The sequence below is a fragment of the Paenibacillus mobilis genome, assembly GCF_058267595.1.
In genome coordinates, this window is sequence record NZ_JBZCMS010000018.1 from 37,324 (window position 1) to 63,742 (window position 26,419).

Annotated in this window: 44 protein-coding genes; 41 read left to right on the plus strand and 3 right to left on the minus strand. The window is 47.1% G+C overall.

Features of this window, described 5'->3' with window-relative positions; translation table 11 throughout:
* Positions 1 to 289: 289 nt before the first annotated feature.
* The 35 genes from rpsJ (at position 290) to rpsI (ending at position 18,023) form a co-directional block, all read left to right on the plus strand.
* Complete coding sequence (gene rpsJ, locus AC3ZPD_RS21870) at positions 290 to 598, plus strand: 30S ribosomal protein S10 (RefSeq protein WP_068698242.1); 309 nt, start codon at positions 290 to 292, stop codon at positions 596 to 598.
* A gap of 42 nt (positions 599 to 640) precedes the next feature.
* On the plus strand, positions 641 to 1,264 hold the full coding sequence (gene rplC, locus AC3ZPD_RS21875) for a 50S ribosomal protein L3 (protein ID WP_490986381.1): 624 nt from the start codon (positions 641 to 643) through the stop codon (positions 1,262 to 1,264).
* A 26-nt stretch (positions 1,265 to 1,290) separates the two neighbouring features.
* On the plus strand, positions 1,291 to 1,914 hold the full coding sequence (gene rplD / locus AC3ZPD_RS21880; RefSeq protein WP_068698238.1) for a 50S ribosomal protein L4: 624 nt from the start codon (positions 1,291 to 1,293) through the stop codon (positions 1,912 to 1,914).
* Positions 1,914 to 2,204: a 50S ribosomal protein L23 gene (gene rplW / locus AC3ZPD_RS21885; protein ID WP_068698236.1), complete on the plus strand. Its 291-nt coding sequence runs from the start codon at positions 1,914 to 1,916 to the stop codon at positions 2,202 to 2,204. Before rplD ends, rplW begins: the two co-directional genes overlap by 1 nt.
* 28 nt (positions 2,205 to 2,232) lie before the next feature.
* Positions 2,233 to 3,063, plus strand: coding sequence for a 50S ribosomal protein L2 (gene rplB, locus AC3ZPD_RS21890; RefSeq protein ID WP_490986382.1), 831 nt, complete (start codon positions 2,233 to 2,235; stop codon positions 3,061 to 3,063).
* A 76-nt stretch (positions 3,064 to 3,139) separates the two neighbouring features.
* Positions 3,140 to 3,418, plus strand: coding sequence for a 30S ribosomal protein S19 (gene rpsS / locus AC3ZPD_RS21895; RefSeq protein WP_094094347.1), 279 nt, complete (start codon positions 3,140 to 3,142; stop codon positions 3,416 to 3,418).
* Positions 3,419 to 3,452: 34 nt separating this feature from the next.
* Positions 3,453 to 3,785 (plus strand): 50S ribosomal protein L22, encoded by a 333-nt coding sequence (rplV, locus tag AC3ZPD_RS21900; RefSeq protein ID WP_094094346.1) that lies wholly within the window; start codon positions 3,453 to 3,455, stop codon positions 3,783 to 3,785.
* A 13-nt stretch (positions 3,786 to 3,798) separates the two neighbouring features.
* Positions 3,799 to 4,464, plus strand: coding sequence for a 30S ribosomal protein S3 (gene rpsC / locus AC3ZPD_RS21905; RefSeq protein WP_094094345.1), 666 nt, complete (start codon positions 3,799 to 3,801; stop codon positions 4,462 to 4,464).
* Positions 4,465 to 4,466: 2 nt separating this feature from the next.
* Positions 4,467 to 4,901, plus strand: a complete 435-nt coding sequence (rplP, locus tag AC3ZPD_RS21910) for a 50S ribosomal protein L16 (protein ID WP_068698226.1) — start codon at positions 4,467 to 4,469, stop codon at positions 4,899 to 4,901.
* A complete protein-coding gene (rpmC, locus tag AC3ZPD_RS21915; protein ID WP_068698224.1) occupies positions 4,891 to 5,091 on the plus strand; it encodes a 50S ribosomal protein L29 in 201 nt (66 codons plus the stop codon). Before rplP ends, rpmC begins: the two co-directional genes overlap by 11 nt.
* A 48-nt stretch (positions 5,092 to 5,139) precedes the next feature.
* Positions 5,140 to 5,403, plus strand: a complete 264-nt coding sequence (gene rpsQ / locus AC3ZPD_RS21920; RefSeq protein WP_094094344.1) for a 30S ribosomal protein S17 — start codon at positions 5,140 to 5,142, stop codon at positions 5,401 to 5,403.
* A 35-nt stretch (positions 5,404 to 5,438) separates the two neighbouring features.
* Entirely contained in the window at positions 5,439 to 5,807 is a 369-nt protein-coding gene (rplN, locus tag AC3ZPD_RS21925; RefSeq protein ID WP_068698221.1) for a 50S ribosomal protein L14, read from the plus strand.
* Between the two features lie 81 nt (positions 5,808 to 5,888).
* Entirely contained in the window at positions 5,889 to 6,242 is a 354-nt protein-coding gene (gene rplX, locus AC3ZPD_RS21930) for a 50S ribosomal protein L24 (protein WP_068698219.1), read from the plus strand.
* 32 nt (positions 6,243 to 6,274) lie between these two features.
* Positions 6,275 to 6,817, plus strand: coding sequence for a 50S ribosomal protein L5 (rplE, locus tag AC3ZPD_RS21935; protein ID WP_490986383.1), 543 nt, complete (start codon positions 6,275 to 6,277; stop codon positions 6,815 to 6,817).
* Between the two features lie 45 nt (positions 6,818 to 6,862).
* Positions 6,863 to 7,048: a type Z 30S ribosomal protein S14 gene (locus tag AC3ZPD_RS21940; protein WP_009226651.1), complete on the plus strand. Its 186-nt coding sequence runs from the start codon at positions 6,863 to 6,865 to the stop codon at positions 7,046 to 7,048.
* A 30-nt stretch (positions 7,049 to 7,078) separates the two neighbouring features.
* Positions 7,079 to 7,477, plus strand: coding sequence for a 30S ribosomal protein S8 (gene rpsH, locus AC3ZPD_RS21945; protein WP_094094342.1), 399 nt, complete (start codon positions 7,079 to 7,081; stop codon positions 7,475 to 7,477).
* A 30-nt stretch (positions 7,478 to 7,507) separates the two neighbouring features.
* A complete protein-coding gene (gene rplF, locus AC3ZPD_RS21950; RefSeq protein WP_490986384.1) occupies positions 7,508 to 8,050 on the plus strand; it encodes a 50S ribosomal protein L6 in 543 nt (180 codons plus the stop codon).
* A 79-nt stretch (positions 8,051 to 8,129) separates the two neighbouring features.
* On the plus strand, positions 8,130 to 8,498 hold the full coding sequence (rplR, locus tag AC3ZPD_RS21955; RefSeq protein WP_083180377.1) for a 50S ribosomal protein L18: 369 nt from the start codon (positions 8,130 to 8,132) through the stop codon (positions 8,496 to 8,498).
* A 26-nt stretch (positions 8,499 to 8,524) separates the two neighbouring features.
* Positions 8,525 to 9,022, plus strand: coding sequence for a 30S ribosomal protein S5 (gene rpsE / locus AC3ZPD_RS21960; protein ID WP_044482508.1), 498 nt, complete (start codon positions 8,525 to 8,527; stop codon positions 9,020 to 9,022).
* A gap of 13 nt (positions 9,023 to 9,035) precedes the next feature.
* The gene (rpmD, locus tag AC3ZPD_RS21965) at positions 9,036 to 9,221 is read left to right on the plus strand and encodes a 50S ribosomal protein L30 (RefSeq protein ID WP_094094340.1); all 186 of its coding nucleotides are present in this window, start codon (positions 9,036 to 9,038) and stop codon (positions 9,219 to 9,221) included.
* Positions 9,222 to 9,266: 45 nt separating this feature from the next.
* Entirely contained in the window at positions 9,267 to 9,707 is a 441-nt protein-coding gene (rplO, locus tag AC3ZPD_RS21970; protein ID WP_068698206.1) for a 50S ribosomal protein L15, read from the plus strand.
* Entirely contained in the window at positions 9,707 to 11,005 is a 1,299-nt protein-coding gene (gene secY, locus AC3ZPD_RS21975) for a preprotein translocase subunit SecY (protein ID WP_490986385.1), read from the plus strand. Before rplO ends, secY begins: the two co-directional genes overlap by 1 nt.
* A gap of 100 nt (positions 11,006 to 11,105) precedes the next feature.
* A complete protein-coding gene (locus AC3ZPD_RS21980; protein ID WP_490986386.1) occupies positions 11,106 to 11,750 on the plus strand; it encodes an adenylate kinase in 645 nt (214 codons plus the stop codon).
* A gap of 4 nt (positions 11,751 to 11,754) precedes the next feature.
* Positions 11,755 to 12,507, plus strand: coding sequence for a type I methionyl aminopeptidase (gene map, locus AC3ZPD_RS21985; protein ID WP_490986387.1), 753 nt, complete (start codon positions 11,755 to 11,757; stop codon positions 12,505 to 12,507).
* A 12-nt stretch (positions 12,508 to 12,519) separates the two neighbouring features.
* Positions 12,520 to 12,828 (plus strand): KOW motif-containing protein, encoded by a 309-nt coding sequence (locus tag AC3ZPD_RS21990; RefSeq protein ID WP_490986388.1) that lies wholly within the window; start codon positions 12,520 to 12,522, stop codon positions 12,826 to 12,828.
* A 2-nt stretch (positions 12,829 to 12,830) separates the two neighbouring features.
* Positions 12,831 to 13,046: a translation initiation factor IF-1 gene (gene infA, locus AC3ZPD_RS21995; protein WP_006212898.1), complete on the plus strand. Its 216-nt coding sequence runs from the start codon at positions 12,831 to 12,833 to the stop codon at positions 13,044 to 13,046.
* 93 nt (positions 13,047 to 13,139) lie between these two features.
* On the plus strand, positions 13,140 to 13,253 hold the full coding sequence (gene rpmJ, locus AC3ZPD_RS22000; RefSeq protein WP_003333770.1) for a 50S ribosomal protein L36: 114 nt from the start codon (positions 13,140 to 13,142) through the stop codon (positions 13,251 to 13,253).
* 23 nt (positions 13,254 to 13,276) lie between these two features.
* On the plus strand, positions 13,277 to 13,645 hold the full coding sequence (gene rpsM, locus AC3ZPD_RS22005) for a 30S ribosomal protein S13 (RefSeq protein WP_068698195.1): 369 nt from the start codon (positions 13,277 to 13,279) through the stop codon (positions 13,643 to 13,645).
* A 19-nt stretch (positions 13,646 to 13,664) separates the two neighbouring features.
* Positions 13,665 to 14,060: a 30S ribosomal protein S11 gene (gene rpsK / locus AC3ZPD_RS22010; protein WP_009226663.1), complete on the plus strand. Its 396-nt coding sequence runs from the start codon at positions 13,665 to 13,667 to the stop codon at positions 14,058 to 14,060.
* A gap of 129 nt (positions 14,061 to 14,189) precedes the next feature.
* On the plus strand, positions 14,190 to 15,134 hold the full coding sequence (locus AC3ZPD_RS22015; protein WP_490986389.1) for a DNA-directed RNA polymerase subunit alpha: 945 nt from the start codon (positions 14,190 to 14,192) through the stop codon (positions 15,132 to 15,134).
* 41 nt (positions 15,135 to 15,175) lie between these two features.
* Positions 15,176 to 15,541: a 50S ribosomal protein L17 gene (gene rplQ / locus AC3ZPD_RS22020; protein ID WP_068698191.1), complete on the plus strand. Its 366-nt coding sequence runs from the start codon at positions 15,176 to 15,178 to the stop codon at positions 15,539 to 15,541.
* A gap of 130 nt (positions 15,542 to 15,671) precedes the next feature.
* On the plus strand, positions 15,672 to 16,472 hold the full coding sequence (gene truA, locus AC3ZPD_RS22025) for a tRNA pseudouridine(38-40) synthase TruA (protein WP_490986390.1): 801 nt from the start codon (positions 15,672 to 15,674) through the stop codon (positions 16,470 to 16,472).
* Positions 16,473 to 16,545: 73 nt separating this feature from the next.
* Positions 16,546 to 16,884: a TFIIB-type zinc ribbon-containing protein gene (locus AC3ZPD_RS22030; protein ID WP_490986391.1), complete on the plus strand. Its 339-nt coding sequence runs from the start codon at positions 16,546 to 16,548 to the stop codon at positions 16,882 to 16,884.
* Positions 16,885 to 17,172: 288 nt separating this feature from the next.
* On the plus strand, positions 17,173 to 17,610 hold the full coding sequence (gene rplM, locus AC3ZPD_RS22035) for a 50S ribosomal protein L13 (protein WP_490986392.1): 438 nt from the start codon (positions 17,173 to 17,175) through the stop codon (positions 17,608 to 17,610).
* 20 nt (positions 17,611 to 17,630) lie between these two features.
* The gene (gene rpsI / locus AC3ZPD_RS22040; RefSeq protein ID WP_068698182.1) at positions 17,631 to 18,023 is read left to right on the plus strand and encodes a 30S ribosomal protein S9; all 393 of its coding nucleotides are present in this window, start codon (positions 17,631 to 17,633) and stop codon (positions 18,021 to 18,023) included.
* Between the two features lie 324 nt (positions 18,024 to 18,347).
* Here rpsI and AC3ZPD_RS22045 read toward each other — a convergent pair whose 3' ends face one another.
* On the minus strand, positions 18,348 to 18,680 hold the full coding sequence (locus AC3ZPD_RS22045; RefSeq protein ID WP_490986393.1) for a hypothetical protein: 333 nt from the start codon (positions 18,678 to 18,680) through the stop codon (positions 18,348 to 18,350).
* Positions 18,681 to 18,998: 318 nt separating this feature from the next.
* On the opposite strand from AC3ZPD_RS22045, the gene AC3ZPD_RS22050 reads away from it, so the two are divergent.
* The 4 genes from AC3ZPD_RS22050 (at position 18,999) to AC3ZPD_RS22065 (ending at position 22,946) form a co-directional block, all read left to right on the plus strand.
* The gene (locus tag AC3ZPD_RS22050; RefSeq protein ID WP_490986394.1) at positions 18,999 to 19,691 is read left to right on the plus strand and encodes a phosphoadenylyl-sulfate reductase; all 693 of its coding nucleotides are present in this window, start codon (positions 18,999 to 19,001) and stop codon (positions 19,689 to 19,691) included.
* Between the two features lie 15 nt (positions 19,692 to 19,706).
* Positions 19,707 to 20,876: a sulfate adenylyltransferase gene (gene sat / locus AC3ZPD_RS22055; RefSeq protein WP_490986395.1), complete on the plus strand. Its 1,170-nt coding sequence runs from the start codon at positions 19,707 to 19,709 to the stop codon at positions 20,874 to 20,876.
* A gap of 117 nt (positions 20,877 to 20,993) precedes the next feature.
* Positions 20,994 to 21,749 carry an N-acetylmuramoyl-L-alanine amidase CwlD gene (gene cwlD / locus AC3ZPD_RS22060; protein WP_490986396.1) on the plus strand — a complete coding sequence of 252 codons (756 nt, stop codon included), beginning with the start codon at positions 20,994 to 20,996 and terminating at the stop codon, positions 21,747 to 21,749.
* Between the two features lie 75 nt (positions 21,750 to 21,824).
* Positions 21,825 to 22,946, plus strand: a complete 1,122-nt coding sequence (locus AC3ZPD_RS22065; protein ID WP_490986397.1) for an Mrp/NBP35 family ATP-binding protein — start codon at positions 21,825 to 21,827, stop codon at positions 22,944 to 22,946.
* Positions 22,947 to 23,087: 141 nt separating this feature from the next.
* On the opposite strand, the gene gerD is transcribed toward AC3ZPD_RS22065, so the two are convergent.
* Complete coding sequence (gene gerD, locus AC3ZPD_RS22070) at positions 23,088 to 23,909, minus strand: spore germination lipoprotein GerD (RefSeq protein ID WP_490986402.1); 822 nt, start codon at positions 23,907 to 23,909, stop codon at positions 23,088 to 23,090.
* 163 nt (positions 23,910 to 24,072) lie between these two features.
* A complete protein-coding gene (gene pdaB, locus AC3ZPD_RS22075; RefSeq protein WP_490986398.1) occupies positions 24,073 to 24,885 on the minus strand; it encodes a polysaccharide deacetylase family sporulation protein PdaB in 813 nt (270 codons plus the stop codon).
* A 148-nt stretch (positions 24,886 to 25,033) separates the two neighbouring features.
* Between pdaB and AC3ZPD_RS22080 the strand changes: the two genes are divergently transcribed.
* Both AC3ZPD_RS22080 and AC3ZPD_RS22085 read left to right on the plus strand, forming a co-directional pair.
* Positions 25,034 to 25,636 carry a stage II sporulation protein M gene (locus AC3ZPD_RS22080; RefSeq protein WP_490986399.1) on the plus strand — a complete coding sequence of 201 codons (603 nt, stop codon included), beginning with the start codon at positions 25,034 to 25,036 and terminating at the stop codon, positions 25,634 to 25,636.
* Between the two features lie 134 nt (positions 25,637 to 25,770).
* Positions 25,771 to 25,998, plus strand: coding sequence for a hypothetical protein (locus tag AC3ZPD_RS22085; protein WP_490986400.1), 228 nt, complete (start codon positions 25,771 to 25,773; stop codon positions 25,996 to 25,998).
* Positions 25,999 to 26,419 lie beyond the last annotated feature (421 nt).

Below are 26,419 nucleotides of genomic sequence, written 5' to 3' on the forward strand. Positions count from 1 at the left end.
TGGAATAAATGACTTTTTACTATATATAGGGTCGGGAAATAAAGCGTTTGTGAAGCTTAATTTCGTTCAGAAATACCGGCAATATTTAGCTTCGATAATTATTCAGCTTTTTTTAAAATAAGCTTGCATAAGGCCTAACTTTTCTATATAATAATGAATGTTGTTCTGTGACGTTGCGATGATGTGAGAGGTTACTGACACACCCGGCCCCTTTGCCATGGGGCGGCGGTCAGAAAATTTTCACGGAGTATGTCCGATACTAAATTGGGCGATAGAAGGAGGGACTAAAATGGCAAAGCAAAAAATTCGTATTCGTTTGAAAGCTTACGACCACAGAATTCTTGATCAATCCGCTGAGAAGATCGTTGAAACTGCAAAACGTTCCGGTGCTGGTGTATCCGGGCCGATTCCGCTTCCAACTGAGAAGCAAGTTGTTACAATTCTCCGTGCGGTACACAAGTACAAGGATTCCCGGGAACAATTCGAACAACGTACTCATAAACGTTTGATCGATATTGTTAATCCGACTCCACAAACTGTGGATGCCTTGATGCGCTTGGATCTGCCGTCGGGTGTGGATATCGAAATTAAATTGTAATTTTTGAAGTAAGTCAATTAGTAAAGGGAATGAGGTGTCAACATGAAAGGTATCTTAGGTAAAAAACTTGGAATGACCCAGTTGTTTACTGCAGAAGGTAACGTGGTTCCTGTAACGGTAATCGAAGCAGGTCCGAACGTAGTTCTTCAAAAGAAAGATGTTGAGAACGACGGTTATGAAGCAGTTCAGCTCGGCTTCTCCGATAAGAAAGAAAAAAGAGCAAACAAACCTGAAGTAGGGCATACCAAAAAGGCTAACTCTACACCTAAGCGCTACGTTCGTGAAATTCGCGGTGTTGATCTTGCAGGATATGAAGTTGGCCAAGAGGTTAAAGCTGATGTCTTTGCAGAAGGCGAATTCGTTGACGTAACAGGTATTTCTAAAGGTAAAGGTTTTGCCGGCGTTATCAAACGTTGGGGACAAAGCCGCGGACCAATGGCTCACGGTTCCCGTTACCATCGCAGACCAGGTTCCATGGGTTCTATCCAAGCGAACCGTGTTCCTAAAGGCAAACACCTTCCAGGACATATGGGTCACGAGACAGTAACGATCCAAAACCTTGAAGTTGTTAAAATTGATGTAGAACGTAACGTTCTGCTTGTAAAAGGATCCATTCCAGGTCCTAAGAACGGTTTCGTTAAAATTCAAGAAACGGTTAAGAAATAATCGACTGAAGAAAGGAGGAACACAAAATGCCTAAAGTAGCACTTTATAATGTAAGTGGCAGCCAAGTGGGCGAAGTTGAATTGAACGATGCTGTATTCGGTATCGAGCCGAACACACATGTTCTGCACGATGCAGTAGTTATGCAACGCGCTTCTCTTCGTTTTGGCACGCACAAAGTAAAAGGACGTTCTGAAGTACGCGGCGGCGGACGTAAACCTTGGAAACAAAAAGGTACTGGCCGCGCACGTCAAGGTTCCATTCGTGCCCCACAATGGGTAGGTGGTGGTGTGGTCTTCGGCCCAACTCCACGCAGCTATTCTTTCAAACTGCCTAAGAAAGTTCGTCGTTTGGCTATCAAATCCGCGCTTTCTTCGAAAGTGATCGACAACGAAATTATCGTACTTGACGCCTTGACGCTTAACGCGCCTAAGACGAAAGAGTTCGCAGCGATTCTTAACAACCTGAAAGTGGACCGCAAAGCTTTGGTTGTAGCTCCTAGCTATGACGATAACGTAGCGCTCTCCGCTCGTAACATTCCAGGGGTTAAGTTTGTTGCAGCTGATGGCATCAATGTTCTTGATGTCCTGACATACGACAAGCTGATCATTACGAAAGAAGCAGTTCAGAAGGTAGAGGAGGTGCTCGCGTAATGAAAGATCCTCGTGATATTATCAAACGTCCTGTAATCACAGAACGTACTGCTGAATATATGGGTGACTTGAAATACGTTTTCGAAGTTGACATTCGTGCCAACAAAACCGAAATCAAACAAGCTGTTGAAGCGATCTTCAAAGTCAAAGTTAAGAATGTAAACACTTTGCGCGTTCCTGCGAAGCCTAAACGGTATGGACGTCATTCTGGTTACACTTCCGAGTGGAAGAAAGCATTCGTAACCCTGACTGCAGACAGCAAACCGCTTGAGTTCTTTGAATCGGTATAACATTTCTTTAAGTTAGGAGGGAAACACAGTGCCAATCAAAAAGTATAAACCGACGTCCCCGGCAAGACGTGCTATGTCCGTCTCTACATTTGAAGAAATTACAACAAATGTACCGGAGAAATCTTTGCTTGCGCCGCTGAGCAAAACTGCTGGCCGCAACAACCAAGGTAAAATTACGGTTCGTCACCATGGCGGCGGACACAAACGTAAATACCGCATTATCGACTTTAAACGGAACAAAGACGGCATTCCAGGTAGCGTTGCTACAATCGAATACGATCCGAACCGTACTTCCAACATCGCATTGATCCACTATGTGGACGGCGAAAAACGTTACATCCTCGCTCCTAAAGGCTTGAAAGTGGGCGACCAAGTCATTTCCGGTCCTGGATCTGACATCAAAATCGGTAACGCGCTGCCTTTGGAAAACATTCCAGTAGGTACAGTTATCCACAACATCGAGCTGAAACCAGGTAAAGGCGGACAACTCGTTCGTGCTGCCGGGACAGAAGCTCAATTGCTCGGTAAAGAAGAAAAATACGTAACCGTTCGCCTTTCTTCCGGCGAGGTTCGCAGAATTCTTAAAGTTTGCCGCGCTACTATCGGCTCCGTAGGTAACGAAGACCACGAGCTCGTTAAAATCGGTAAAGCTGGACGCAGCCGCTGGCTCGGACAACGTCCTGAAGTCCGCGGTGTTGTAATGAACCCTAACGATCACCCACACGGTGGTGGTGAAGGTCGTGCTCCAATCGGTCGTAAATCTCCATTGTCTCCTTGGGGCAAACCAACCCTTGGTTACAAAACGCGTAAAAAAGGAAAAGCTTCTGATAAATATATTGTTCGCCGCCGTACGAAGTAATGCGTTTCTACGCATAACTTCGCGGTGGGAACGGTTCGACATCATCTGAAGTTGTTTCGAAGGGAGGATTTAACCTATGAGTCGCAGTTTGAAAAAGGGACCTTTCATCGATGGGTACCTGCTCAAGAAAGTTGAAGAGATGGAAGCTTCCAGCAAGAAAGCAGTCATCAAAACTTGGTCCCGTCGCTCCACGATTTTCCCGCAATTCATCGGACACACTTTCGGCGTTTACGACGGCCGCAAGCATGTACCGGTTTACGTAACGGAAGATATGGTTGGACATAAACTTGGCGAATTCGCGCCAACACGTACGTACAAAGGACATACGGACGACGACAAGAAAACAAGACGTTAATTTAAGTTCTTCTTTATGAGAGGAGGTTACGAAATTGGAAGCAAAAGCACATGCTAATATGATCCGCATCGCTCCGCGTAAAGCTCAACTCGTTGTTGACTTGATTCGCGGTAAGAAAGTGGGCGAGGCTATCGCAATCCTTCGCCATACTCCTAAAGCAGCTTCTCCGATCTTAGAAAAGTTGCTGAACTCGGCTATCGCAAACGCTGAGCACAACTATTCTATGGACGTTAATAAATTGGTGATTACGCAGGCTTACGTAAACCAAGGACCAACGATGAAACGTTTCCGTCCGCGGGCTATGGGTCGTGCAAGCCGCATCAACAAACGCACCAGCCACATCACATTGGTGGTATCTGAAAAATAAGGAGGGAAAACGTGTGGGCCAAAAGGTAAATCCAGTCGGATTGCGGGTAGGTATTATCCGTGATTGGGAATCTAAATGGTACGCAGGGAAGGACTTCGGCGATCTTCTTCTGGAAGACGTGAAAATCCGTGAACACCTGAAAAATAAATTGAAAGAATCCGCTGTATCTCGCATCGAAATCGAGAGAGCGGCTAACCGTGTGAACGTAACTATCCACACTGCTAAACCAGGTATGGTAATTGGTAAAGGCGGTTCCGAAGTTGAGAACCTGCGCAATGAAATTACTAAAATCGCTGGCGGCAAAAAAGTTCACATCAACATTTCCGAAATCAAAACTCCAGATCTTGACGCGATTCTTGTCGCTGAAAGCATTGCACAACAATTGGAACGTCGCGTTTCTTTCCGTCGTGCTCTGAAACAAGCGATTCAAAGAACTATGCGTTCTGGTGCAAAAGGAATTAAAACAGCAGTCAGCGGTCGTCTTGGCGGTGCTGAAATTGCTCGTACAGAAGGCTACAGTGAAGGAACTGTTCCACTTCATACGCTTCGTGCCGACATCGACTATGGAACGGCTGAAGCTCATACAACCTATGGCCGCATCGGCGTAAAAGTATGGATCTATCGTGGAGAGGTTCTTCCTACGGCTAAGAAACAAGCTGCTCAGGAAGGAGGCAACTAATCATGTTGGTACCAAAACGTGTAAAACACCGCAAACAACAACGCGGTAGTCTTAGAGGTCAAGCTAAAGGCGGCACTGAACTGAACTTCGGCGAATTCGGCCTGCAAGCTACAGAACCATCATGGATCACTAACCGTCAGATCGAAGCAGCGCGTATCGCGATGACTCGTTACATCAAACGTGGCGGTAAAGTATGGATTAAAATTTTCCCTGACAAACCGATCACTCAAAAGCCTCTCGAGGTTCGTATGGGTAGCGGTAAAGGTAACGTAGAAAAATGGGTCGCAGTTGTTAAACCAGGTAAAATCCTGTTTGAACTTGCTGGTGTATCGGAAGAAATCGCTCGTGAAGCGATGCGTCTTGCCGCCCACAAACTGCCGATCAAAACAAAGTTTGTGAAACGTGAAGAATTGGGTGGTGAAGCAAATGAAAGCTAATGAACTTCGCAACTTGACCACTGCTGAGATCGAACAAAAGATTGCCGGATTTAAAGAAGAACTCTTTAACCTCCGTTTTCAATTGGCTACAGGTCAGCTTGATAACCCGACTCGGATCCGTGACGTGCGCAGAGAAATAGCTCGTGCTAAAACCGTTTTACGTGAAAGAGAACTTGGGATTTCCAGTTAAGATACTTGCTGCAGGTAGCAGCACCCGAACTCAGGAAGGAGGCCAACCATGAGCGAACGTAATGCCCGCAGAGTGCAAATTGGCAAAGTAGTCAGCGACAAAATGGATAAAACCATCGTAGTAGCTGTTGAAACTTACAAAAAGCATGATTTGTATCACAAACGTATTAAATATACGAAAAAGTTCAAAGCGCATGACGAGAACAACACGGCTAAAATCGGCGACGTTGTAAGAATCGTTGAAACTCGCCCGTTGTCCAAAGACAAACGCTGGAGACTTGCTGAAGTTATTGAAGAAGCGGTTATTATCTGATTGCACGGTAGCTTAACCGAAAGGAGGAAATTTCAATGATTCAACCATTTACACGTTTGGCTGTTGCTGACAACTCCGGCGCGAAGGAATTGATGTGTATCCGCGTTCTGGGCGGTACTGGACGTCGTACAGCTCAAATCGGTGACTTGATCGTTTGTTCTGTAAAACAAGCAACACCAGGCGGCGTTGTCAAAAAAGGCGATGTTGTTAAGGCGGTTGTTGTTCGTACTAAACGTTCCGTTCGTCGTAAAGACGGATCTTATATCGCGTTTGACGAAAATGCAGCGGTTGTTGTTAAAGAAGATAAGAGCCCACGCGGTACTCGTATTTTCGGACCAGTTGCTCGCGAACTTCGTGACAAGGATTTCATGAAAATCGTTTCCTTGGCTCCGGAAGTTATCTAATCAACACCCCAAAGTTTCGGCTGTGCTTTCAAGGCTTTAGCCAAATGCTTCGGGGACCCCGATAAATTGGAGGTGTAATAGATGCCTAGACTTAAAAAGATTTTGGAGTCTCATAACAATAAACTTCATGTGAAAAAAGAAGATACTGTTATCGTGATCAGCGGTAAAGACAAAGGTAAAAAAGGCCGCGTCATCGCTGCTTACCCTCGTGAGAACCGCGTTCTGGTTGAAGGTGTGAACATGGTGAAGAAACACCAAAAGCCTAACCAACTGAACCCGCAAGGCGGAATCATCGAGAAAGAAGCTCCGATCCACGTTTCCAACGTAATGCATGTTGATCCTAAGAGCGGAAAAGTAACCCGTATCGGTTACAAAACATTGGACAACGGCAAAAAAGTGCGTGTAGCTAAAAGATCCGGAGAAGTGATCGATTAATTCACTTACGTAAGAAAGGAGGAACACCATTCATGGCAGCAAGACTTAAAGAACGTTATCTGAACGAAGTAACACCTGCTTTGGTTCAAAAGTTTAACTATACAACAGTTATGCAAGTGCCTAAAATCGAGAAAGTCGTTATTAATATGGGTGTTGGCGACGCGGTTTCCAACTCGAAAGTGCTTGACGCAGCTGTAGCTGAATTGGAACTGATCGCTGGTCAAAAGCCAGTTATCACAAAAGCGAAAAAATCCATTGCCGGATTTAAACTTCGCGAAAACATGCCTATCGGCGCAAAGGTTACTCTTCGCGGCGAGCGCATGTACTACTTCCTGGACAAATTGTTCAACGTAACTCTTCCGCGCGTTCGTGACTTCCACGGCGTATCGAACAAAGCGTTCGACGGTCGCGGCAACTACACACTGGGCCTCAAGGAACAACTGATTTTCCCTGAGATCGAGTATGATAAAGTTGATAAAGTACGCGGTATGGACATCGTTATCGTAACTACGGCCAAAACGGATGAAGAATCCCGTGAATTGTTGACTCAACTGGGAATGCCTTTCGTTAAGTAATAAATTCAAGATTCTCCGAAAATATTTGGGAGGTGTCAGGCTAAAGTGGCTAAAACTTCGATGAAAGTAAAACAACAACGCACGCCTAAGTTCAAAGTAAGAGCTTATACTCGTTGCGAACGTTGTGGTCGTCCACATTCAGTCCTGCAAAAGTACAAAATTTGCAGAATTTGTTTCCGTGAATTAGCTTATAAAGGCCAGATCCCTGGCGTGAAAAAAGCAAGCTGGTAATTATCGAGACCGGGAAGGAGGTTTACACGAATGACTATGTCAGATCCTATTGCAGATATGCTTACACGTATTCGTAACGCCAACACTGTGCGTCATGAAACTGTAGAATTGCCTGCATCGACGATTAAAAAACAAATCGCTGAGATTTTGAAGCGTGAAGGTTTTATCCGCGACGCGGAATATATCGACGACAACAAACAAGGGATGATCCGTATCTTCTTGAAATACGGCCCTAACAACGAGCGTGTTATTACTGGTCTGAAAAGAATCAGTAAACCAGGTCTGCGCGTTTACACGAAGAGCAATGAAGTTCCTCGCGTACTCGGCGGTTTGGGAATCGCGATTATCTCGACATCGAAAGGTGTTATGACCGACAAAGAAGCTCGCCAGTCCAAAGCCGGCGGCGAAGTTGTCTGCTACGTTTGGTAATAAACGTCACATAACAAGGAGGTGCACAAAATGTCCCGTATTGGTCGCAAACCAATTACAGTACCAAGTGGTGTGGATGTCACACTGAATAACACGGTTATTACGGTTAAAGGTCCTAAAGGATCCTTGACTCGTGAACTTCATAGAGACATGAAGGTCGTGGTTGAGGGCAACGTCATCAACATTGAACGTCCTTCTGATAATAAATTGCATCGCTCCCTTCATGGTACAACACGCAGTGTTGTAAACAACATGGTAAGTGGTGTAACTGAAGGTTTCTCCAAAAACCTTGAACTGGTGGGTGTCGGTTACCGCGCAAGCTTGTCCGGCAAAAAAATCGTACTTAACGTAGGATACTCCCATCCAGTTGAAATCACGCCGGAAGACGGTATCGAGTTTGAAGTTCCTTCTAACACGAAGATTATCGTTAAAGGCATCGACAAAGAGCGCGTAGGTGCTTACGCTGCTAAAATCCGTTCCGTACGCGAACCAGAGCCATACAAAGGCAAAGGTATCAAATACGAAGGCGAACGTATCATCCGCAAAGAGGGTAAAGCTGGTAAGAAGAAATAATCTTCTTTACCGCGGCCCCCTCTGGCTTTTTAATGTTAGTATGCTTGCATCGTAATCCGAAAGGAGTGAAATGAGACTCATGATTACAAAAGGTGATAAAAACAAAGCGCGTTTGAAAAGACATCTGCGTGTGCGCAAGAAAGTTCAAGGAACTGCTGAGCGTCCAAGATTGAACGTTTACCGTTCCGAGAAACACATCTATGCACAATTGATCGATGACGTGGCAGGCGTAACTTTGGCTTCCGCTTCTACGGTTGACAAAGAACTGGCTTCTGAAATCGGCAATGGAGCAAACGTTGAGTCCGCTCGTAAAGTTGGCTCTTTAATCGCTAAACGTGCTCAAGATAAAGGCGTTAAAGTTGTGGTATTTGACCGTGGAGGATACTTGTACCATGGACGTATTCAAGCGCTGGCAGACGCAGCCCGCGAAGCAGGCCTTGAATTCTAAGACATTCTTAAAAGGAGGTAAACGACTTGCGTGTAGATCCGAATACTCTTGAACTGACTGAAAGAGTTGTAAACATTAACCGCGTAGCTAAAGTAGTTAAAGGCGGACGTCGCTTCAGCTTCAGCGCACTGGTAGTTGTCGGCGACGGCAAAGGCTGGGTAGGCGCTGGTATCGGTAAAGCTGGCGAAGTTCCAGATGCGATCCGTAAAGGCATCGAAGATGCTAAGAAAAACCTGGTTCATGTACCACTCGTGGGTACAACGATCCCTCACCTTGTAACTGGTCACTTCGGCGCTGGCCGCGTATTGCTGAAACCAGCATCCGAAGGTACTGGGGTAATCGCTGGTGGTCCGGTTCGTGCGGTTCTTGAACTAGCTGGTGTAGGCGACATTTTGACAAAATCTTTAGGTTCTTCGAATTCCATCAACATGGTCAACGCTACTTTGGAGGGCTTGTCCCGTCTGAAACGCGCTGAAGATGTGGCGAAATTACGCGGTAAAACCGTCGAAGAACTTCTCGGTTAAGGAGGGAATCCAAGTGGCAAAACTTCAAATTACCCTCGTACGGAGTTTGATCGGCCGTCCGGAGAACCAACGTACAACTGTTAATACTTTGGGTCTTCGCAAAATCAACCAGACCGTGACTCATGAAGACAATGCTGCCATCCGTGGCATGATCAACCATGTAACTCACCTGGTTAAAGTTGAAGAACTTCAAGACTAATCTTCATAGAATTACTGACATTTTATTAAGGAGGTGCAACGAACGATGAAGTTACATGAACTTTCTCCAGCTCCTGGTTCCCGTAAAGAACGCAAACGCGTTGGTCGTGGTACAAGTAGCGGTATGGGTAAAACTTCCTCCCGTGGTCACAAAGGTCAAAACGCCCGTTCCGGCGGTGGCGTGCGTCCTGGCTTCGAAGGTGGTCAAAACCCATTGTATCGTCGCTTGCCTAAACGTGGTTTCGTCAATCCTACCCGTAAAGAGTATGCGATTGTGAATCTGGAAACTCTGAACAACTTTGCTGCGGATACTGAAGTGACTCCTGAGCTGTTGTTTGCACAAGGGATTGTGAAAGACGCAAAAAGCGGAATCAAAATCCTGGGCAACGGCGAAATCACTGTTAAGCTGACTGTTAAAGCTAACAAGTTCTCTCAATCTGCGGTAGAGAAGATCGAGGCTGCCGGCGGTAAAACCGAGGTGATCTAATGTTTAAGACGGTTAAGAATATATGGCATGTTAAGGAACTCCGTAACCGGATCCTGTTTACATTATTTATCTTTATTATTTACCGGATCGGTACATTCGTACCGGTACCGGGCGTTAATAAAGATGTGTTTAACTCCACGAATAATGCCGGCAGTGAATTGTTCGGGCTTTTGAGCACCTTTTCCGGAGGCGCATTGAAGAACTTTTCGATCTTTGCCCTCGGAATCATGCCGTATATTACTTCATCGATCATCGTACAGCTGCTTTCCATGGATGTCATTCCGAAGTTGGCTGAATGGGCAAAGCAAGGTGAGCAAGGGAAGAAGAAATCAGCTCAGCTTACCAGATACGGTACGGTTGTTCTTGGTCTGATTCAATCGTTTGCGATGGCTATCGGGTTTAACCGCCTGTATGGCACGGAGATGGTACCAAACGCTACGTTTGTCGACTATCTTCTGATTGCAATTGTGTTGACGGCAGGTACTTCGTTCCTGATGTGGCTGGGTGAGCAGATTACCGAAAAAGGCATCGGCAACGGGATCTCGATTATCATCTTTGCCGGTATCGTGGCTGCCATTCCGCAGCACATCCAATCGGTAGCTCAATCTGATTTCATCAAAGATGGCCAAACCTTCTATAATGCAATGAAAACAGTGATCATTCTGGTCATTTGTGTTCTGATCGTTATCGGTGTTGTATTTATTCAACAGGCCATTCGTAAAATTCCGGTACAATATGCTAAACGTGTAGTTGGCAACAAAATGTATGGCGGACAAAATACGCATATCCCGCTGAAAATTAACGCGGCTGGCGTTATTCCAGTAATCTTTGCGGTATCGCTCCTGCAGTTCCCGGTTATTATCGCGAACTTCTGGTCGACACACGCTTGGGCACGGTGGATTACCACGCATTTGAGAACCAGCGATCCGCTTGGTATCGTATTGTATGTTATCATGATCATCGGCTTTACCTTCTTCTACACCTTCGTTCAGATGAATCCTACTCAAATGGCGGATCAGATGAAGAAAAACGGCGGTTATATTCCGGGCATCCGTCCGGGTAAAACGACGGAGAAGTACTTGGTTCGGGTTATGTCCCGTTTGACAATGACCGGTGCGCTTTTCCTGGCTGTGGTCTCTATCCTTCCGGTCGTATTCGGAGCTTTGGCTGGACTCCCGCAGTCGGTGCAAATCGGAGGTACTTCGCTGCTGATCGTCATTGGTGTAGCACTGGATACGATGAAGCAGATCGAAAGCCAATTGATCAAACGGCATTACAAAGGATTTATTAAGAAGTAGGCGACAGGTTCCAGGATCGGGATTGTGCTTGATGATCTCGCCTGGCGCCTTTCGTGCTGTTTCATGCAGCATCTGTTAGTCAGAGAGGGAGCGATAAAGCATGAACATTTTATTCATGGGACCTCCTGGAGCAGGAAAAGGAACACAAGCTGAAGTCATTGTCGGTACATTCGGCATTCCTCATATTTCTACGGGCGATGCGTTTCGCCTGGCGATCAAACAAGGGACGCCTGTTGGCCTCAAAGCCAAAGAGTATATCGATCAAGGCCTGCTGGTGCCTGATGATGTGACCGTGGGGATTGTTCGCGAGCGTTTGCAGCAGCCCGATTGTGAAAAAGGTTTTCTCTTGGACGGTTTTCCAAGAACTCTTTCACAAGCGGAAGCTCTGGAAGAGCTGCTTTCCGAACAAGGCCGCAGCCTGGATCATGTTATTAACCTGAAAGTAGACCGTGATAAATTGCTGGCGCGTCTGACTGGACGCCGCATTTGCAAAAATTGCGGTACCACTTATCATGTGATCTTTAATCCTCCCAAACAGGAAGGTGTTTGTGATAAATGCGGCGGTGAGTTGTACCAGCGTTCGGATGATAATGAAGAAAGCGTAGGTACTCGACTCGACGAATATATCAACAAAACAGCACCACTCCTCAAGTTTTACGAAGCTAAAGGTTCACTGCGTGAAGTAGACGGCGAACAGGAAATTGGTACGGTATCGGAAGAAATCGTATCTTTATTGCGAGGTTAGGTTAATGATCATTATTAAATCCGAAACGGAACTGGGCTTTATGCGAGAAGCAGGGCGGATCGTAGCGGAAACGCACCGGATCTTGGCTCAAGCGATCGAGCCGGGCATTACGACGGGGGAACTTGATCAGATTGCCGACAAATACATTCGCAGTCAAGGCGCAGTGCCATCTTTTAAAGACTATAACGGTTTTCCTTACAGCATTTGCGCTTCGGTTAACGAAGAATTGGTGCATGGATTTCCCGGCAAGCGTAAATTAAACGAAGGCGACATTGTCACATTCGATATCGGTGCTGAGTACCGTGGTTATCACGGGGATTCTGCCTGGACCTATCCGGTCGGCCGCATCTCGGATGAAGCTCAGAAGCTTCTTGATGTAACAGAAGGCTCTTTGTATGCCGGTCTTGAGCTTGTGAAGCCGGATGTCCGCTTGTTTACAATTTCTCATGCGATTCAGACCTATATTGAGAAAGAAGGTTTTTCGGTCGTACGTGAGTATGTCGGTCACGGCATTGGCACGGAGCTGCATGAAGAACCGCAAATTCCGAACTATGGGGTTCCTGATCGCGGACCAAGATTGAAGCCAGGCATGGCTCTTGCCATCGAACCGATGGTCAATGCCGGAAAGCGTTATGTAAGAACGCTTGAAGACAATTGGACTGTCGTTACAGTGGATGGATCTCTGTGCGCGCACTTCGAACACACGGTTGCTGTGACGAAGGATGGTATGGAAATACTCACAAAGCTGAATGCTTAGTAGGTGGGGTATTTGGTAGATTACAGAGCTGGGCAGATCGGGCAGCTGGTCAAAGTGCTGAAGGGGAAAGACGCCGGCTCCATCGGCGTAATCGTTGAACGGGTGGATGATAAATTCGTCCGGATTGCCGATGGCGACAAACGCAAGTTTGATCAGGCCAAACGCAAGAACCTGCAGCATCTGGAACTGATGTCTTGGATCAGTGAAGAGGTTGTTAACAGTTTAAATGAAAACGGTCGGGTCACGAACGGGAAATTGCGTCATGCGGTTATATCGTTCAAACAATTCACCGATACTAGAACCGAAGAGAAAGGAGACTGACTTTGGCTAAAGAAGATGTCATTGAAGTCGAAGGTACGGTTATCGAACCGCTGCCGAATGCAACATTTAAGGTAGAGCTTGAGAATGGTCACCAAATCCTTGCCCATGTTTCCGGTAAGCTGCGGATGCACTTCATCCGTATTCTGACAGGGGATAAAGTGGTCGTACAATTGTCGCCTTACGATTTGACGAAAGGCCGTATTACTTACCGTAAATAGATTCCATTACCGCTTTTCCATAGAATTGTGGTATACTAATAAAGTTGGGCTTTCATGAAGCCTCATAAGGCTCGCTTTAAGGAGGTAATTAAAATGAAGGTAAGACCTTCTGTGAAGCCAATTTGCGAAAAATGCAAAGTCATTCGCCGCAAAGGCAACGTTATGGTAATTTGTGAAAATCCTAAGCACAAACAAAAACAAGGTTAATTAAGAAGGGGGTGTAGCGTAAAATGGCACGTATTGCTGGTGTGGATTTGCCACGTGATAAACGCGTTGAGATCGCCTTGACTTATATTTTCGGAATCGGTAAGACGACTTCCCAGAAAATTTTGGCTGAAACAGGCATCAGCCCGAACACTCGCGTTCGGGATTTGACGGAAGATGAAGTGGGCAAATTACGTGAAACGATCGACAAAACGGTTAAAGTAGAAGGCGACCTGCGTCGTGAAATTTCCTTAAATATTAAACGTTTGATTGAAATCGGATGCTATCGCGGTGTTCGTCACCGTCGTGGCCTGCCTGTTCGTGGACAACGTACTAAGACCAATGCTCGTACTCGCAAAGGTCCTCGTCGTACTGTAGCGAACAAGAAGAAATAAGAAGGGGGGATAACAGACAATGGCAAAACCAAAAAAAGTCGTACGTACTAAACGTCGTGACCGTAAAAATATTGAATCTGGTGTGGCACATATCCGCTCCACTTTCAATAATACGATTGTAACGATTACCGATCCGCATGGAAACGCGATCTCTTGGGCAAGCTCAGGCGGTCTCGGTTTCAAAGGTTCCCGGAAATCGACTCCATTTGCTGCGCAAATGGCTGCAGAATCTGCGGCTAAAGCTGCAATGGAACATGGCATGAAAACCGTCGAAGTTATGGTTAAAGGTCCTGGCGCCGGCCGTGAAGCTGCGATCCGCTCGCTTCAAGCTGCAGGCCTCGAGGTTAACATGATTAAAGACGTAACTCCAATCCCGCACAACGGGTGCCGTCCTCCAAAACGCCGTCGTGTCTAATTGAAGCCAGCCTTTAGTGTGGTATAACGGCATCAGTATTTGGTAACAATGGATGTTTAGGCATACTACATGAACTTAACTCACAGGTAGAGTTTCATTAGGAGCGACGCTTCGAAGGAGGGTAATGCAGTGATAGAAATCGAAAAGCCAAAAATTGAAACCGTAGATGTTAACGAAAACGGCACCTATGGGAAATTCGTGGTAGAACCGCTTGAACGCGGGTATGGCACGACATTGGGCAACTCGCTTCGGCGCATTCTGTTGTCCTCTCTCCCGGGTGCTGCGGTAACTTCGGTTCAAATCGATGGTGTTCTTCATGAATTCTCAACGATTCCTGGCGTAAAGGAAGACGTTACGGAAATCATTCTGAACCTGAAAGCTCTCTCGCTCAAAATTCATTCGGACGAGGAGAAAGTGCTCGAAATCGATGCTGAGGGCGAGGGCGTTGTCACTGCAGGTGATATTCGTGCGGATAGCGACGTTGAAATTCTGAATCCGGATCTTCATATTGCAACACTGGGACCGGGATCCAGACTTCATATGCGTATCTTTGCAAACCGCGGACGCGGTTACGTACAGGCCGACAAGAACAAACGTGAAGATCAGCCGATCGGAGTCATTCCTGTCGATTCGATCTATACGCCGATTTCCCGTGTGAACTACGTGATCGAGAACACACGTGTCGGACAAGTGACGAATTACGACAAACTCACCATGGAAGTTTGGACGGACGGAAGCATTCGTCCGGAAGAAGCGGTAAGTCTTGGAGCCAAGATTCTTACCGAGCATCTGTATCTGTTCGTTGGTTTGACTGACGAAGCCAAGGATGCAGAGATCATGGTCGAGAAGGAAGAAGACAAGAAAGAAAAAGTGCTTGAGATGACGATTGAAGAACTCGATCTCTCGGTTCGGTCTTATAACTGCTTGAAACGTGCAGGCATTAATACCGTTCAGGAGCTTACTACGAAAACGGAAGAAGATATGATGAAGGTGCGTAACCTTGGTCGCAAATCTTTGGAAGAAGTTCAAGAGAAGCTTCAAGAGCTCGGACTTGGTCTCCGTTCGGAAGACTAAGACTCGTCTGTCTAAGCTTTTGACAAGGGAGGGAAAAACAGATGGCATACCAAAAGTTGGGACGCGACTCCAGCGCTCGTAAAGCTTTGTTTCGCGACCTGGTAACAGATTTGTTCTTGTACGAGCGTATCGAAACTACTGAAGCTAAAGCTAAAGAAGTTCGTTCGATCGCCGAGAAACTGATTACAAAAGCAAAACGTGGTGACTTGCACGCTCGTCGTCAAGTTGCAGCTTACGTTCGTCGCGAATCCATCGACGGAGAGCAGGATGCAATCCAAAAGCTTTTCGCTGAAATCGCACCTCGTTACAACGAACGTCCAGGCGGATACACTCGTATCCTTAAACTGGGACCTCGTCGTGGTGACGCAGCTCCAATCGTTTATTTGGAACTGGTTGACCGCGCATAAGGTTACCTTTTTAACCTGGCTGTGATGATAAACTCTCTGTAGCGGCTGCCGTATGGCTCAGCTATCGGAGAGTTTTTCTGTTTAAACTCCCTCCAAAAACGAGGATGAACAAAATGTGGAGGACAACAAGTTGCGTAATTTACTGATGACAGTCTCTTATGACGGCACGAACTATTATGGTTTCCAGACACAACCGGGAGGAAATACGGTACAGGATTGCTTAGAAGAGGCGATAAAAGGTTTGACAGGCGAAAGCATCAAGATCCACGGGTCCGGCCGGACAGATGCCGGTGTGCATGCTCGCCGGCAGCCTTTTCATTTTATTACCTCGTCTAAAATTCCTCTTGAACGTTGGCGTATGGCCTTAAACGGTCGTTTGCCTGCGGACATCCGGATTATTGATGTTATCGAAGTTCCGCTTGATTTCCATTCCAGACGCTCAGCTAAAAGGAAGACCTACCGATATACAATTAACGGTAACCGGGTGCCTGACGTGTTCTGGAGGAATTATCAGGTCCACCATCCCGGCGTGCTGGATACGGAAGCCATGCGTCAAGGACTCAGTTATCTTGTTGGTACACACGACTTCACTTCGTTTGCTTCGCGGCACTCCACCAAGGCCAGCCATATCCGCACCATTTATGAGGCTGCGCTTGAAGTGGATACCTCCCCTCTATATTCTGGCTCTAAAGAGCAGGGTATCATTCATATTATGCTCACTGGAAATGGATTCCTCCAGCATATGGTTCGCATTATCGTCGGCACTCTGCTTGAGGTAGGCGAAGGGAAACGCAGGCCCGAGGACATGAAAACGATTCTTGAAGCGGTAGACCGCAAAGCGGCGGGCCCAACTGCGGAGAGTAGAGGATTAATGTTGTGGAGTGTAGAGTATGATGCAATAGAGATGGAAGGGACAAATTTAAATCATTAAAAATGTCCGTTCTTTGAAACCCAACTTAGTTCTTTACGTATATCCTACAAAAGGCTAAGGAGGGCTCTATTTCATGAAATGTCCGGTTTGTCATGATGTGCGTATGAAGGAAGTCCAGAAAGACGGGGTCTTGATCGACGTTTGTCCGGAATGCAAAGGGGTATGGCTTGACCGCGGGGAGCTGGATAAGCTGCTCGGCGGAATACGCGAGATTCGCCCGGCATTTAACGAATGGTCAGAAGGTCGTAACTATGACCGTGATGATGATGGGGATGACGATGATTATAAGCACCGTTCTGCCAATCCTTCATATAAAGAAGGCAAAGGATATGACTCTCACCATGGACAGGGGCACTATAAGCCGAAGAAGAAAAAGTCGGTTCTGGATGTATTCGGAGATCTTTTTGACTAAAAAAGGATTCCTGGGTTAAACAACCAAGCTGATTTTCTGCTGAATAAATAATCGAAAAGGCTTGCTTATTTATACTCTATCCTGTAGAATATAAGTTGTGTTTTCTTGATGGCTATCCCACGGCCCCGAGTCAAGAAACGCGCAAAAATAAGGTATTTCAACAAGCTTTTTCAAACCATGAATAATCAACGAACGAACATAAATATGCGATGTTTGGCTTAGGAAGCTCCTGAGCCCGCAACGTATACTAAAAGACGATTTGTGATGATAATGAAGGAGGATCTTTTCATGCGTACCACCTATATGGCGAAGCCAAACGAAGTTGAGCGCAAATGGTATATCATTGACGCTGAAGGCAAAACTTTGGGTCGTTTGGCAAGTGAAGTAGCTGCGCTGATCCGCGGCAAACATAAACCACAATTTACTCCTCATGTGGATACTGGGGATTTCGTAGTTGTTATCAACTCCGAGAAAATCGCTTTGACAGGCAAGAAAATGCAAAACAAAAAATACTACCGTCACTCCCTGCATCCAGGTGGTTTGAAAGTGACAGTGGCTCAAGATTTGTTGAAAACAAAACCTGAGCGTATGATCGAATCCGCTGTACATGGCATGCTGCCTAAAACACGTCAAGGCGAGAAAATGAAGCTGAGACTGAAAGCATATGCTGGTACTGAGCATCCACATGCAGCACAAAAACCTGAAGTTTACGAACTTCGCGGATAATTAAAAGGGAGGACAGTTTCATGGCACAAGTACAATACTATGGGACAGGTCGTCGTAAACATTCGGTAGCTCGTGTTCGCCTTGTACCGGGTGAAGGACGCATTGTCATCAATAAACGTGATATCAACGAATATTTCGGTTTGGAAACTCTCAAACTGATCGTAAAACAACCTTTGAACCTTACTGAAACTTTGAACAGCTACGACGTTATCGTTATCGCTAACGGCGGCGGCATCTCCGGTCAAGCCGGTGCAATCCGTCACGGTATCTCCCGCGCTCTGCTGAAAGCAGACCCTGAGTTCCGTCCTGCTTTGAAAAAAGCCGGATTCCTGACTCGTGACCCTCGTATGAAAGAACGTAAGAAATACGGCCTCAAAGCAGCTCGCCGTGCTCCTCAGTTCTCGAAACGTTAATATCCCTTGTGTATCAAGGATTCAAAGCCCTTGGCCTTATGGCCAGGGGTTTTTGTTTTGTCTGCAAGGGGCGTCGTTCGAGAAAGCTACAAGCAACAAGCCTTGGCCACATGGCCAAGGCTTGTTTTTTTGTATGGAGGAAGCTTGGCCGTCCGACGTTATGCGGGTGTTGGACCGGTTGTATAATCCTCGATATCGGTTGATCCGTAAAAAAACAAAAAGACCAAAATAACGATAAAGATAACCGTTGTAAATCCCACTCCATCAAATTCTCCCATAATACCCCTCTTTCCTTCGGTTTGAGTACATCGAAGCCAAGCAGAGCTAAACATTACCCGTTTTTTTCTTCAATGCTTCGAGGATGTCGTTCATCGTGGCGTCTCCGTTTTGGTCCATAAAACTCATGATTTTATCTACATTGGAAGGATCGGATTTTAATAAAGTATCATATCGGCCAATCAGGCTGATCACTAAGGAGGCTTCTCTAAATAGTTCTATGGAATCTACTTTCAATTTTCCGGTGAGCAGGAGGGCTGCAACGGTGAGTTCGATTTTGCCGGGGTTTTTGAATTTTAAATCCGATTTAAAATTTGAATTTGATTTCGCTTTAGAAGGGGGGGCTTTCCTCCCGTATTTTTGTTTTTTTTGCGGGGCCACCAGCGTTAACTCCCTTCTATAACCACTTTCCGAAAAGCGTGCTTTTTTTCTGATAATTTGGTTGTCGATTCAGTTTATGCGTGGGCGAGAAAAATGCGATGGATAAAGAGGTAATTTTCATTTTCAGCATTGACATATATTAGGGGGAATGTTAACTTAACTTTAATAATTCTTATTTGTTTAGTAGGACTTGTCTGCATTAAAGGGTTACAGGGTGACTGGAGAAGATTGCAGAGATCTAAGGATGTAAGGTAAAGGATCAAGGCAATGGTTGCAAGGTCGAAGGATGGCCAGAGAAGTATAGGAGGGGCGATACGGATGAATTTGATTGAGAAAGAACGGTTGATTGCGGAACAGGCGGTAGAGCTGGAGAATGCCAGCGCGGAGGAGGTCATTGCCTGGGCGGTGGAAGCTTTTCCGAACATTACTTTTGCCTGCAGCTTTGGGGCGGAGGATGTTGTGTTGGTGGATATTTTGCAAAAGGTTAGCCCGAAGACTGATATTTTTTATCTGGATACGGACTTTCATTTTAAAGAGACCTACGATACCCGAGATGTTCTGGCCGACCGTTACGGCCTTGATTTTGTGCGTGTCTCCCCTTTGCTTACCCCTGAAGAACAGGCCGAGCAGCATGGAGCCGAGCTGTGGGGCAGCGATCCGACTTCCTGCTGTAATATCCGCAAGGTGGAGCCGCTTACCCGGATTTTATCCCAATATGAAGCGTGGATTACAGGCATACGCCGTGATCAGGCACCGACTCGGGCGAATTCGAAAAAGATCGAATACGACGTGAAGTTCGGCCTGGTTAAATTTAATCCGATTGCGGACTGGACCTCCGAAGACGTATGGAATTACATCCGTGAGAACCATGTATTTTATAATCCCCTGCATGACCAGAACTATCCAAGCATCGGCTGCGAGCAGTGCACGCGTCAGGTGCTTCCGGGTGAAGACCCAAGAGCGGGGCGGTGGTCGGGTTTCGAGAAAACGGAATGCGGACTGCATAAATAAGGGGGCTGACAGACGATGACGGCAATTTTACCCCATGGCGGGACTTTGGTAAACCGGATTAGCGAAGGGGCCGAACGGGAAGAGCTGTTGAAGAAGGCGGCAGATCTGCCGCAAATCGCAATAAGCAGTTGGGCCGTTTCGGATTTGGATTTGATCGGGGTAGGCGCTTTTTCGCCTCTGATCGGTTTTTTGAATGAAGAGGATTACCGTTCTGTCGTAAATGAGATGCGGCTGGCGGACGGTACCGTATGGAGCATTCCCATTACCCTTTCCGTCACGGAGGAGGAGAAGCAGAAGCTCTCTTTAGGAGGACAAGCTGCGCTTGTGGGCCAGGAAGACGGTAAGGTATACGGTCTGCTTGACGTTCAGAGCATTTACAGCATAGATCAGCAGGAAGAGGCGCGGAAAGTATTCAAAACGGACGACCCTGAGCATCCCGGCGTGAAAAAGCTTTCGGAGCGCTCCCCCCTTTACGTGGGAGGTCCGGTCACCGTATTGAGCCGTCCAAGCCCTGAACGTTTCGAGGAGTTTTATTTCGATCCGGCGGAGACCCGGCGAATTTTTGCCGAAAAAGGCTGGAGAACCGTTGTTGGCTTCCAGACCCGCAACCCGGTTCACCGTGCGCATGAATATATTCAAAAAAGCGCGATGGAAATCGTGGATGCGCTGTTCCTGAACCCGCTTGTCGGCGAAACCAAATCCGACGACGTTCCGGCGGACATCCGCATGACCAGTTATCTGGTGCTCCTGGAACACTATTACCCGCAGAACCGCGCTTTTCTCGGCGTATTCCCGGCGGCTATGCGGTATGCGGGACCTCGTGAAGCGATTTTCCATGCCCTGGTTCGGAAAAATTACGGCTGCACTCACTTTATCGTCGGCCGCGACCATGCGGGAGTAGGCGATTATTACGGCACCTATGAAGCGCAGGAGATTTTCGGCAACTTCACGCCTGAAGAGATTGGCATCTCAACCCTGTTTTTTGAGCACAGCTTTTTCTGCCAAAAATGCGGCAACATGGCGACAAGCAAAACTTGTCCGCATGGCAAAGAACATCATTTGACGCTTTCCGGCACCAAGGTGCGGGCTTTGCTTAGAGAGGGACAATGTCCCCCTCCGGAGTTTACCCGTCCTGAAGTAGCCCAAGTGCTTATTAATGGCATGTCCGAACCTGCCGTGCGTTAATGAGGCGTCTCGGTTAGCTTTTCTCTTTTCAGTTCTTTCGCGCGTTAAACGGCATATTTGTCCACCTTGTCCCATATAGATGATTAGAGTCTATATGGGTACGGAGGTGGTTTTTTTATGAAGCCAAGAAAAACAGTTACGCTGTGGATTTCCCTCAGCAACGTTAAACGGATCTTGTTCAGCGCCGTTCTCCTCGCCCTTCTTGCGGGCATTTTGTTTTACGAGGTTCCAGCCCAAAAGGTATCCAACTACTGGAGTCTTCCGCTTGCAGGGAAGGTGATTGCCCTGGACGCCGGCCATGGAGGACCTGACGGAGGGGCGTCGAGCAAGGACGGCATTATTGAAAAAGACATCAATCTTTCCGTGGCGCTGTATCTGCGGGATTACCTGCAGCAGGCCGGAGCTATCGTGTATATGACGCGCGAGACCGACAAGGATTTGGCCGATGACGGCACTAGCGGCTACAGCAAACGTAAAACGGAGGATCTGAAAAAGAGGGTCCGCCTGATTGAAGAACAAGACGCCAAGCTGATGGTCAGCATCCATATGAACAGCATTCCTTCAAACAAATGGAGAGGTGCTCAGACCTTTTATCATCCGAGCCATCCGGAGAGCCAGGTTTTTGCGGACCTGGTTCAGGAGGAGCTTCGCACTAACCTGGAAAATACCGACCGCGTCGCCAAAAGCGCCGATTACGTATATTTGCTTAAAGAGCTTAAAATTCCTTCGGTCCTGGTGGAAGTCGGATTCCTGTCCAATCCCGACGAGTCCAAGCTGCTTGGGGACGAGGATTATCAGCGGAAAGTAGCAGCCTCTATTTATAAAGGAATTCTGCGCTATGAAGCCGGGGAGAAAGCAAAACCTACCACTTGATCCCGTGGATCATGTATAATAAAGATCACATTACAATAGACCAAGCTCTAAATAGAATAAAATAGAGGTGCTAGAATGATTACAAAAGAGTGGGTTTTGGCCGCGCTCAGACCGGTTGCCGACCCAAGATTTGAGCAAAGTTTGGTGGAAATGCAGTGGATCAGGGACGTCATGATCAAGGATAACCGTATTTCCTTGACGGTAGTCACAGCGGACCTCTCCGAGGATATGAAGAACAGGCTCGATAATGAAATCAAAGCCCGTCTCACCCAGGCGGGAGCAGTGGACCTTCATGTCCGCTATAGAGAAGCTTCAGACAGCGAACGGGAAAAAGTTGGCCTCCCGCCCCAAAATGGCGAAGAAGCCAATGAAGTGGGTCCTGGAGGCGGCAGCCTCAAAGGGCATGGCGTAGGCCTGGAGAAACTGCCGCTCATGGATCCCGCCTCCGGCGTTACATTTATCGCGGTGGCCAGTGGCAAGGGAGGGGTGGGGAAATCCACCATCACCGCAAATCTGGCCGTAGCGCTCGCCCGGCAGGGCAAACGCGTGGGCCTTATCGACGCCGATATTTACGGTTTCAGCATTCCCGACATGATGGGCATCGAAGAAGCGCCAGTCGTGGAAGAGGGCGTTATTAGGCCCGTTGAGCGCTTTGGCGTCAAAGTGATGTCGATGGGCTTTTTCGTACGGGAAAATAACCCGGTCATCTGGCGTGGACCGATGCTCGGCCGGATGCTCCGCCAATTCCTTGCGGACGTGAACTGGGGCGAGCTTGATTTCCTGCTGCTGGATTTGCCGCCGGGAACAGGCGACGTAGCGCTTGACGTGCATCAGATGCTGCCGCAGACCAAGGAAATCATCGTAACCACTCCGCATGCGACAGCCGCGTTTGTAGCGGCCAGAGCGGGCGCTATGGCTCTTCAGACGAATCATGAGCTGCTGGGCGTGGTAGAGAACATGGCTTATTACGAATGCTCCTCTTGCGGGGAACGCGATTATATTTTCGGCAGAGGCGGGGGAGCCAGGCTGGCCGAAACGCTGCATACCGAGCTATTGGCGCAGGTTCCGCTGGGCGCTCCGGATAATCATTTGTCCGAGCCGGATTTTTCCCCGTCCGTTTACAAGGCAGAAACCAAAACGGCGGCTATTTTTGCTGAAACCGCTGCACATATCATCGAAAAATGCAAAAAGGACTGACCCTTGGGTCGGTCCTTTTTTACGGTTCCGGATTAACCGTGATATAACTAACGGGTAAATTTCACGGCAGGGAGCAAATGAGGATAGCTGCTTGCTGCTTGGTTGTGCTTAACCGGCTAACTGTGCTTCCAAGACTTCTTTTTAAGAGCCGCCGCCCCCGCCGCCGCTTCCTCCACCACCCCCGCCGCCGCCGTCTCCGCCATTTTCTCCGCCGCTTCCGCCGCCGCCTTGCTGATTGCTGCTTTGCTGGTTCTTTTCCACCTCAGGCAAAAGCTGCTCCTGAACAACAGTTTTGAGCAGGTTCATGACTTCCAATTTGAACAGCGGGTTCTGCATGGCTTCCTGCATGATCGTCATCGTTTGTTTCCGGTAATCGGAGGTTTTGGTCAAATCCAGAAACATTTTCGATACCTCTGGCGATTTCATGATCTCCATCACAGACTTTTGATAATTCGGATCTTTGATCAGCTGCATATGCATCTCTTTGCTCTGCGAGTTGATCACTTTAGCAAAATCGCCCGCAAATTGAGGATCGGTCATAATTTTTTCGATTTCTTTTTTATATTCGGGTGCGGTCATTGTTTCTTTAACGGCCAGTCTTACGTCATTGTAAGTCTGATTAGGCAGAAGCATTTTTATGCCCATCGTTCCCCCGGTGCCGCTTCCTCCGGAAGAGCTTCCGCTGCCGCCTGATTCACCGGAATCGGATCCGGATTCGCCGGACGACTCGGAATCGGTGCTTTCGGAGCTCATACTGCCAGAAGTCCCCGAGGTTGAAGTGAGGGATTCCATAATGGCTTTTCTGCCCTCTTCCGTTTTTAGGATATCAATCACCATGGATTTGGTTTCTTTATAGCCCCCTTGGGCAGGGGCGGATGAACTCTGCTCGGAACCACAAGCCGTAAGAGGTATAATAATCGTACAAATAAGACATAGGGTTCGGCAGTAATGGATTGCTCTCATGTCCAAGTTCGCTCCTCCTTTACTTATGCTGTGGATAGTATGCGAACGGGAAAATTGAATTATTCCTGTGACTAAAAAAACAGCCCCCGTGAAAGCGGGAGCTTTTAACCGAAAATAAACAGTTCCTGGCCTGCCGAATACCCAGCAGATTTCAGGAGTTGAACTAAAAACCAATACCGGCAGCAGTTTCTAAATCACGGCGGATCGATGCTTGGTCCTTCACTTCGCTGCCTTTTGTATTGGCCTGATCGAGCAGGTCGGATACGGACACAAACACAAAACCTTTAGCCCGAAGTTCATCGATAATGGCGGGAAGCGCTTCTTCGGTGTATTTGGCAATATCGCTGGCATGAAGCAAAACGATGTCCCCTGGGTGTGCTTTAGAGACGACGCGGTTTACAATGTTTTCTGCGCCTTTATTCATGTAGTCTTGGGAATCGGTATCCCACTGAATCACCGTATAGCCCATACCGTCCGCAATACGCAGCACTCTTTTGTCGAAATCGCCGTTAGGCAAACGCAGCAGCTTTGGAGCCTCTCCCGTTAAATCGGTCAAAATCGTGTGGGCAGACTTAAGCTGGTTCGTAATCTCTTCTTCGCTAAGCTGGCTGTAATTTTCGTACTTATGCCCGTGACTGCCGATTTCAAATCCTTGGGCCTGAATGTCTTTTACAATTTCGGGATGTGTCTGGCTCCATGGGGAGGAGAGGAAAAAGGTCGCCTTTTGCACACCTTTATCCTTTAGAACCTTTAAGATCGGCTCCGCGCGTTTTTCGCCCCAGCTGATATCAAAGGTCAACGCGATCATTTTTTTCTCGGTAGAAACGCTGTAGACGGCTGAAGGGCTGCTTTCCGAAAAAACGGTAATATTGTCGCTTTCGATATAAACGACTCCTGCTGCCAGCAATGCTGCGGCAAAAATGAAGAAATAACGTTTGATTTTTTTTCCGCTGAATACATAAAAAAAGTTGTTCATCTTGCGGCTGCACCCTCTCGTTATCAGATTTGCGTTATGGATTTGTACAAGTGTATGCTCGTACCGATCGGGTTTATGACTGTCTCGTCCCATGTCGTCGGAGGCGGGCAGCGATTTGTTTTTCTAAAAAAATTCAAAGGAGAGTACCATGCTGAAATTGCATTTATTCCGTTATAAAGGGGCCATGCTGCTTTCCGTTGTTCTATTTGCTGCAGGTGTTGTGATCGGGAGCTTGAATGCCGGGATCCTGCAGTCCATTGTTTCGGGGGAAGTCGAAAAGCTGAGGCAGATCAGCAGCGGGCTGGCGGCAAGCGAAAATCCCGAGCTCCAATACTTTGTGTTTATTTTCTTGAACAATGCCATAAAAAGCGTACTCGTGATTTGGCTAGGCGCCTTTTTTGGCCTGCTTCCGGTTCTTTTTCTGCTTCTTAACGGTCTGGCCCTAGGGTTTGTGGTTTCAGCCAGCGGAGCGGCGGGGGCCGATTTAGGCGAGTTAATCATTAAAGGTCTGCTGCCGCATGGAATCATAGAGATTCCTGCTTTGCTGATTGCCTGCGGCTTTGGCCTTAGGTTTGGAGGGATGGTCTGGTCAAATCTATTCTTAAGCCGGAAGGGAACATCGCTGAATCGAAATAAAGAATGGAAAAGTTTCTTGACGGCGGCTTTGGGGGCAACCGTGTGGGTTGTGATCCTTCTTGTGGTCGCTGCTTTAATAGAAAGTACGGTTACCTATCATCTGGTGCGAAATTAAATTTCCGGTACGGTTCATAAATTTCCCAAAAATTGAGCATAACAGTAAAGCAATTCCCAAAGGAGGTTTACCTGCCGTGGAAGCAGGTTAAACAAAGCGTACCGGGGATTTATAAATTAAGGAGGAATCACACCATGTTGGGTATGCTGTTTAACGATAAAGAATGCAGAGAATTGGATTATGTGCTGCGCAAGGAGCTTGACGAGATGCTGCTTGACCTCAGCGATCAAAGGCTCGACCAAGATATTCGCAGCGCGATCGCCAAAAGATACAATACCGTATTTCGTATGTATGCCCGGTTTGCCCCTTCTAAAGAGTTATCCAAGTACGCCCGCCGTACCAAAGTTCAGGCTAAACCTTAACCAGGACATCCTAATAGGCTGAACTAAAGAAAGGCTCCGGCAAAGATTAGGAGCACGCAGCTAGAACAGGATCTTTTCCTTTAGTTCAATCTATTTTATTGTTGACACCAGACAGTAGGATGTGTTAAATTAACTCTCGTTCTGATTTTGCAGGAACAGCAGCAGGATGAATAAAACAGCTTTTATGAAGAGATCTTTTATCTTCATAAAAAATAAAAAAAGTCTTGCAAATTTCAACGACCCTGTGTTATATTATAAAAGTCGCCGCTGAGATGCGGTGAAGAACGAAAGCGAGTGGAATCGCTGGTTTGATCTTTGAAAACTGAACAACGAGTGAGAAATAAATGAGATACATTGGGGATGAAATTCAAATCCATGTGGATTTGAATTTCGCTCCGATCTCGTCAGATTCAAAATGAGT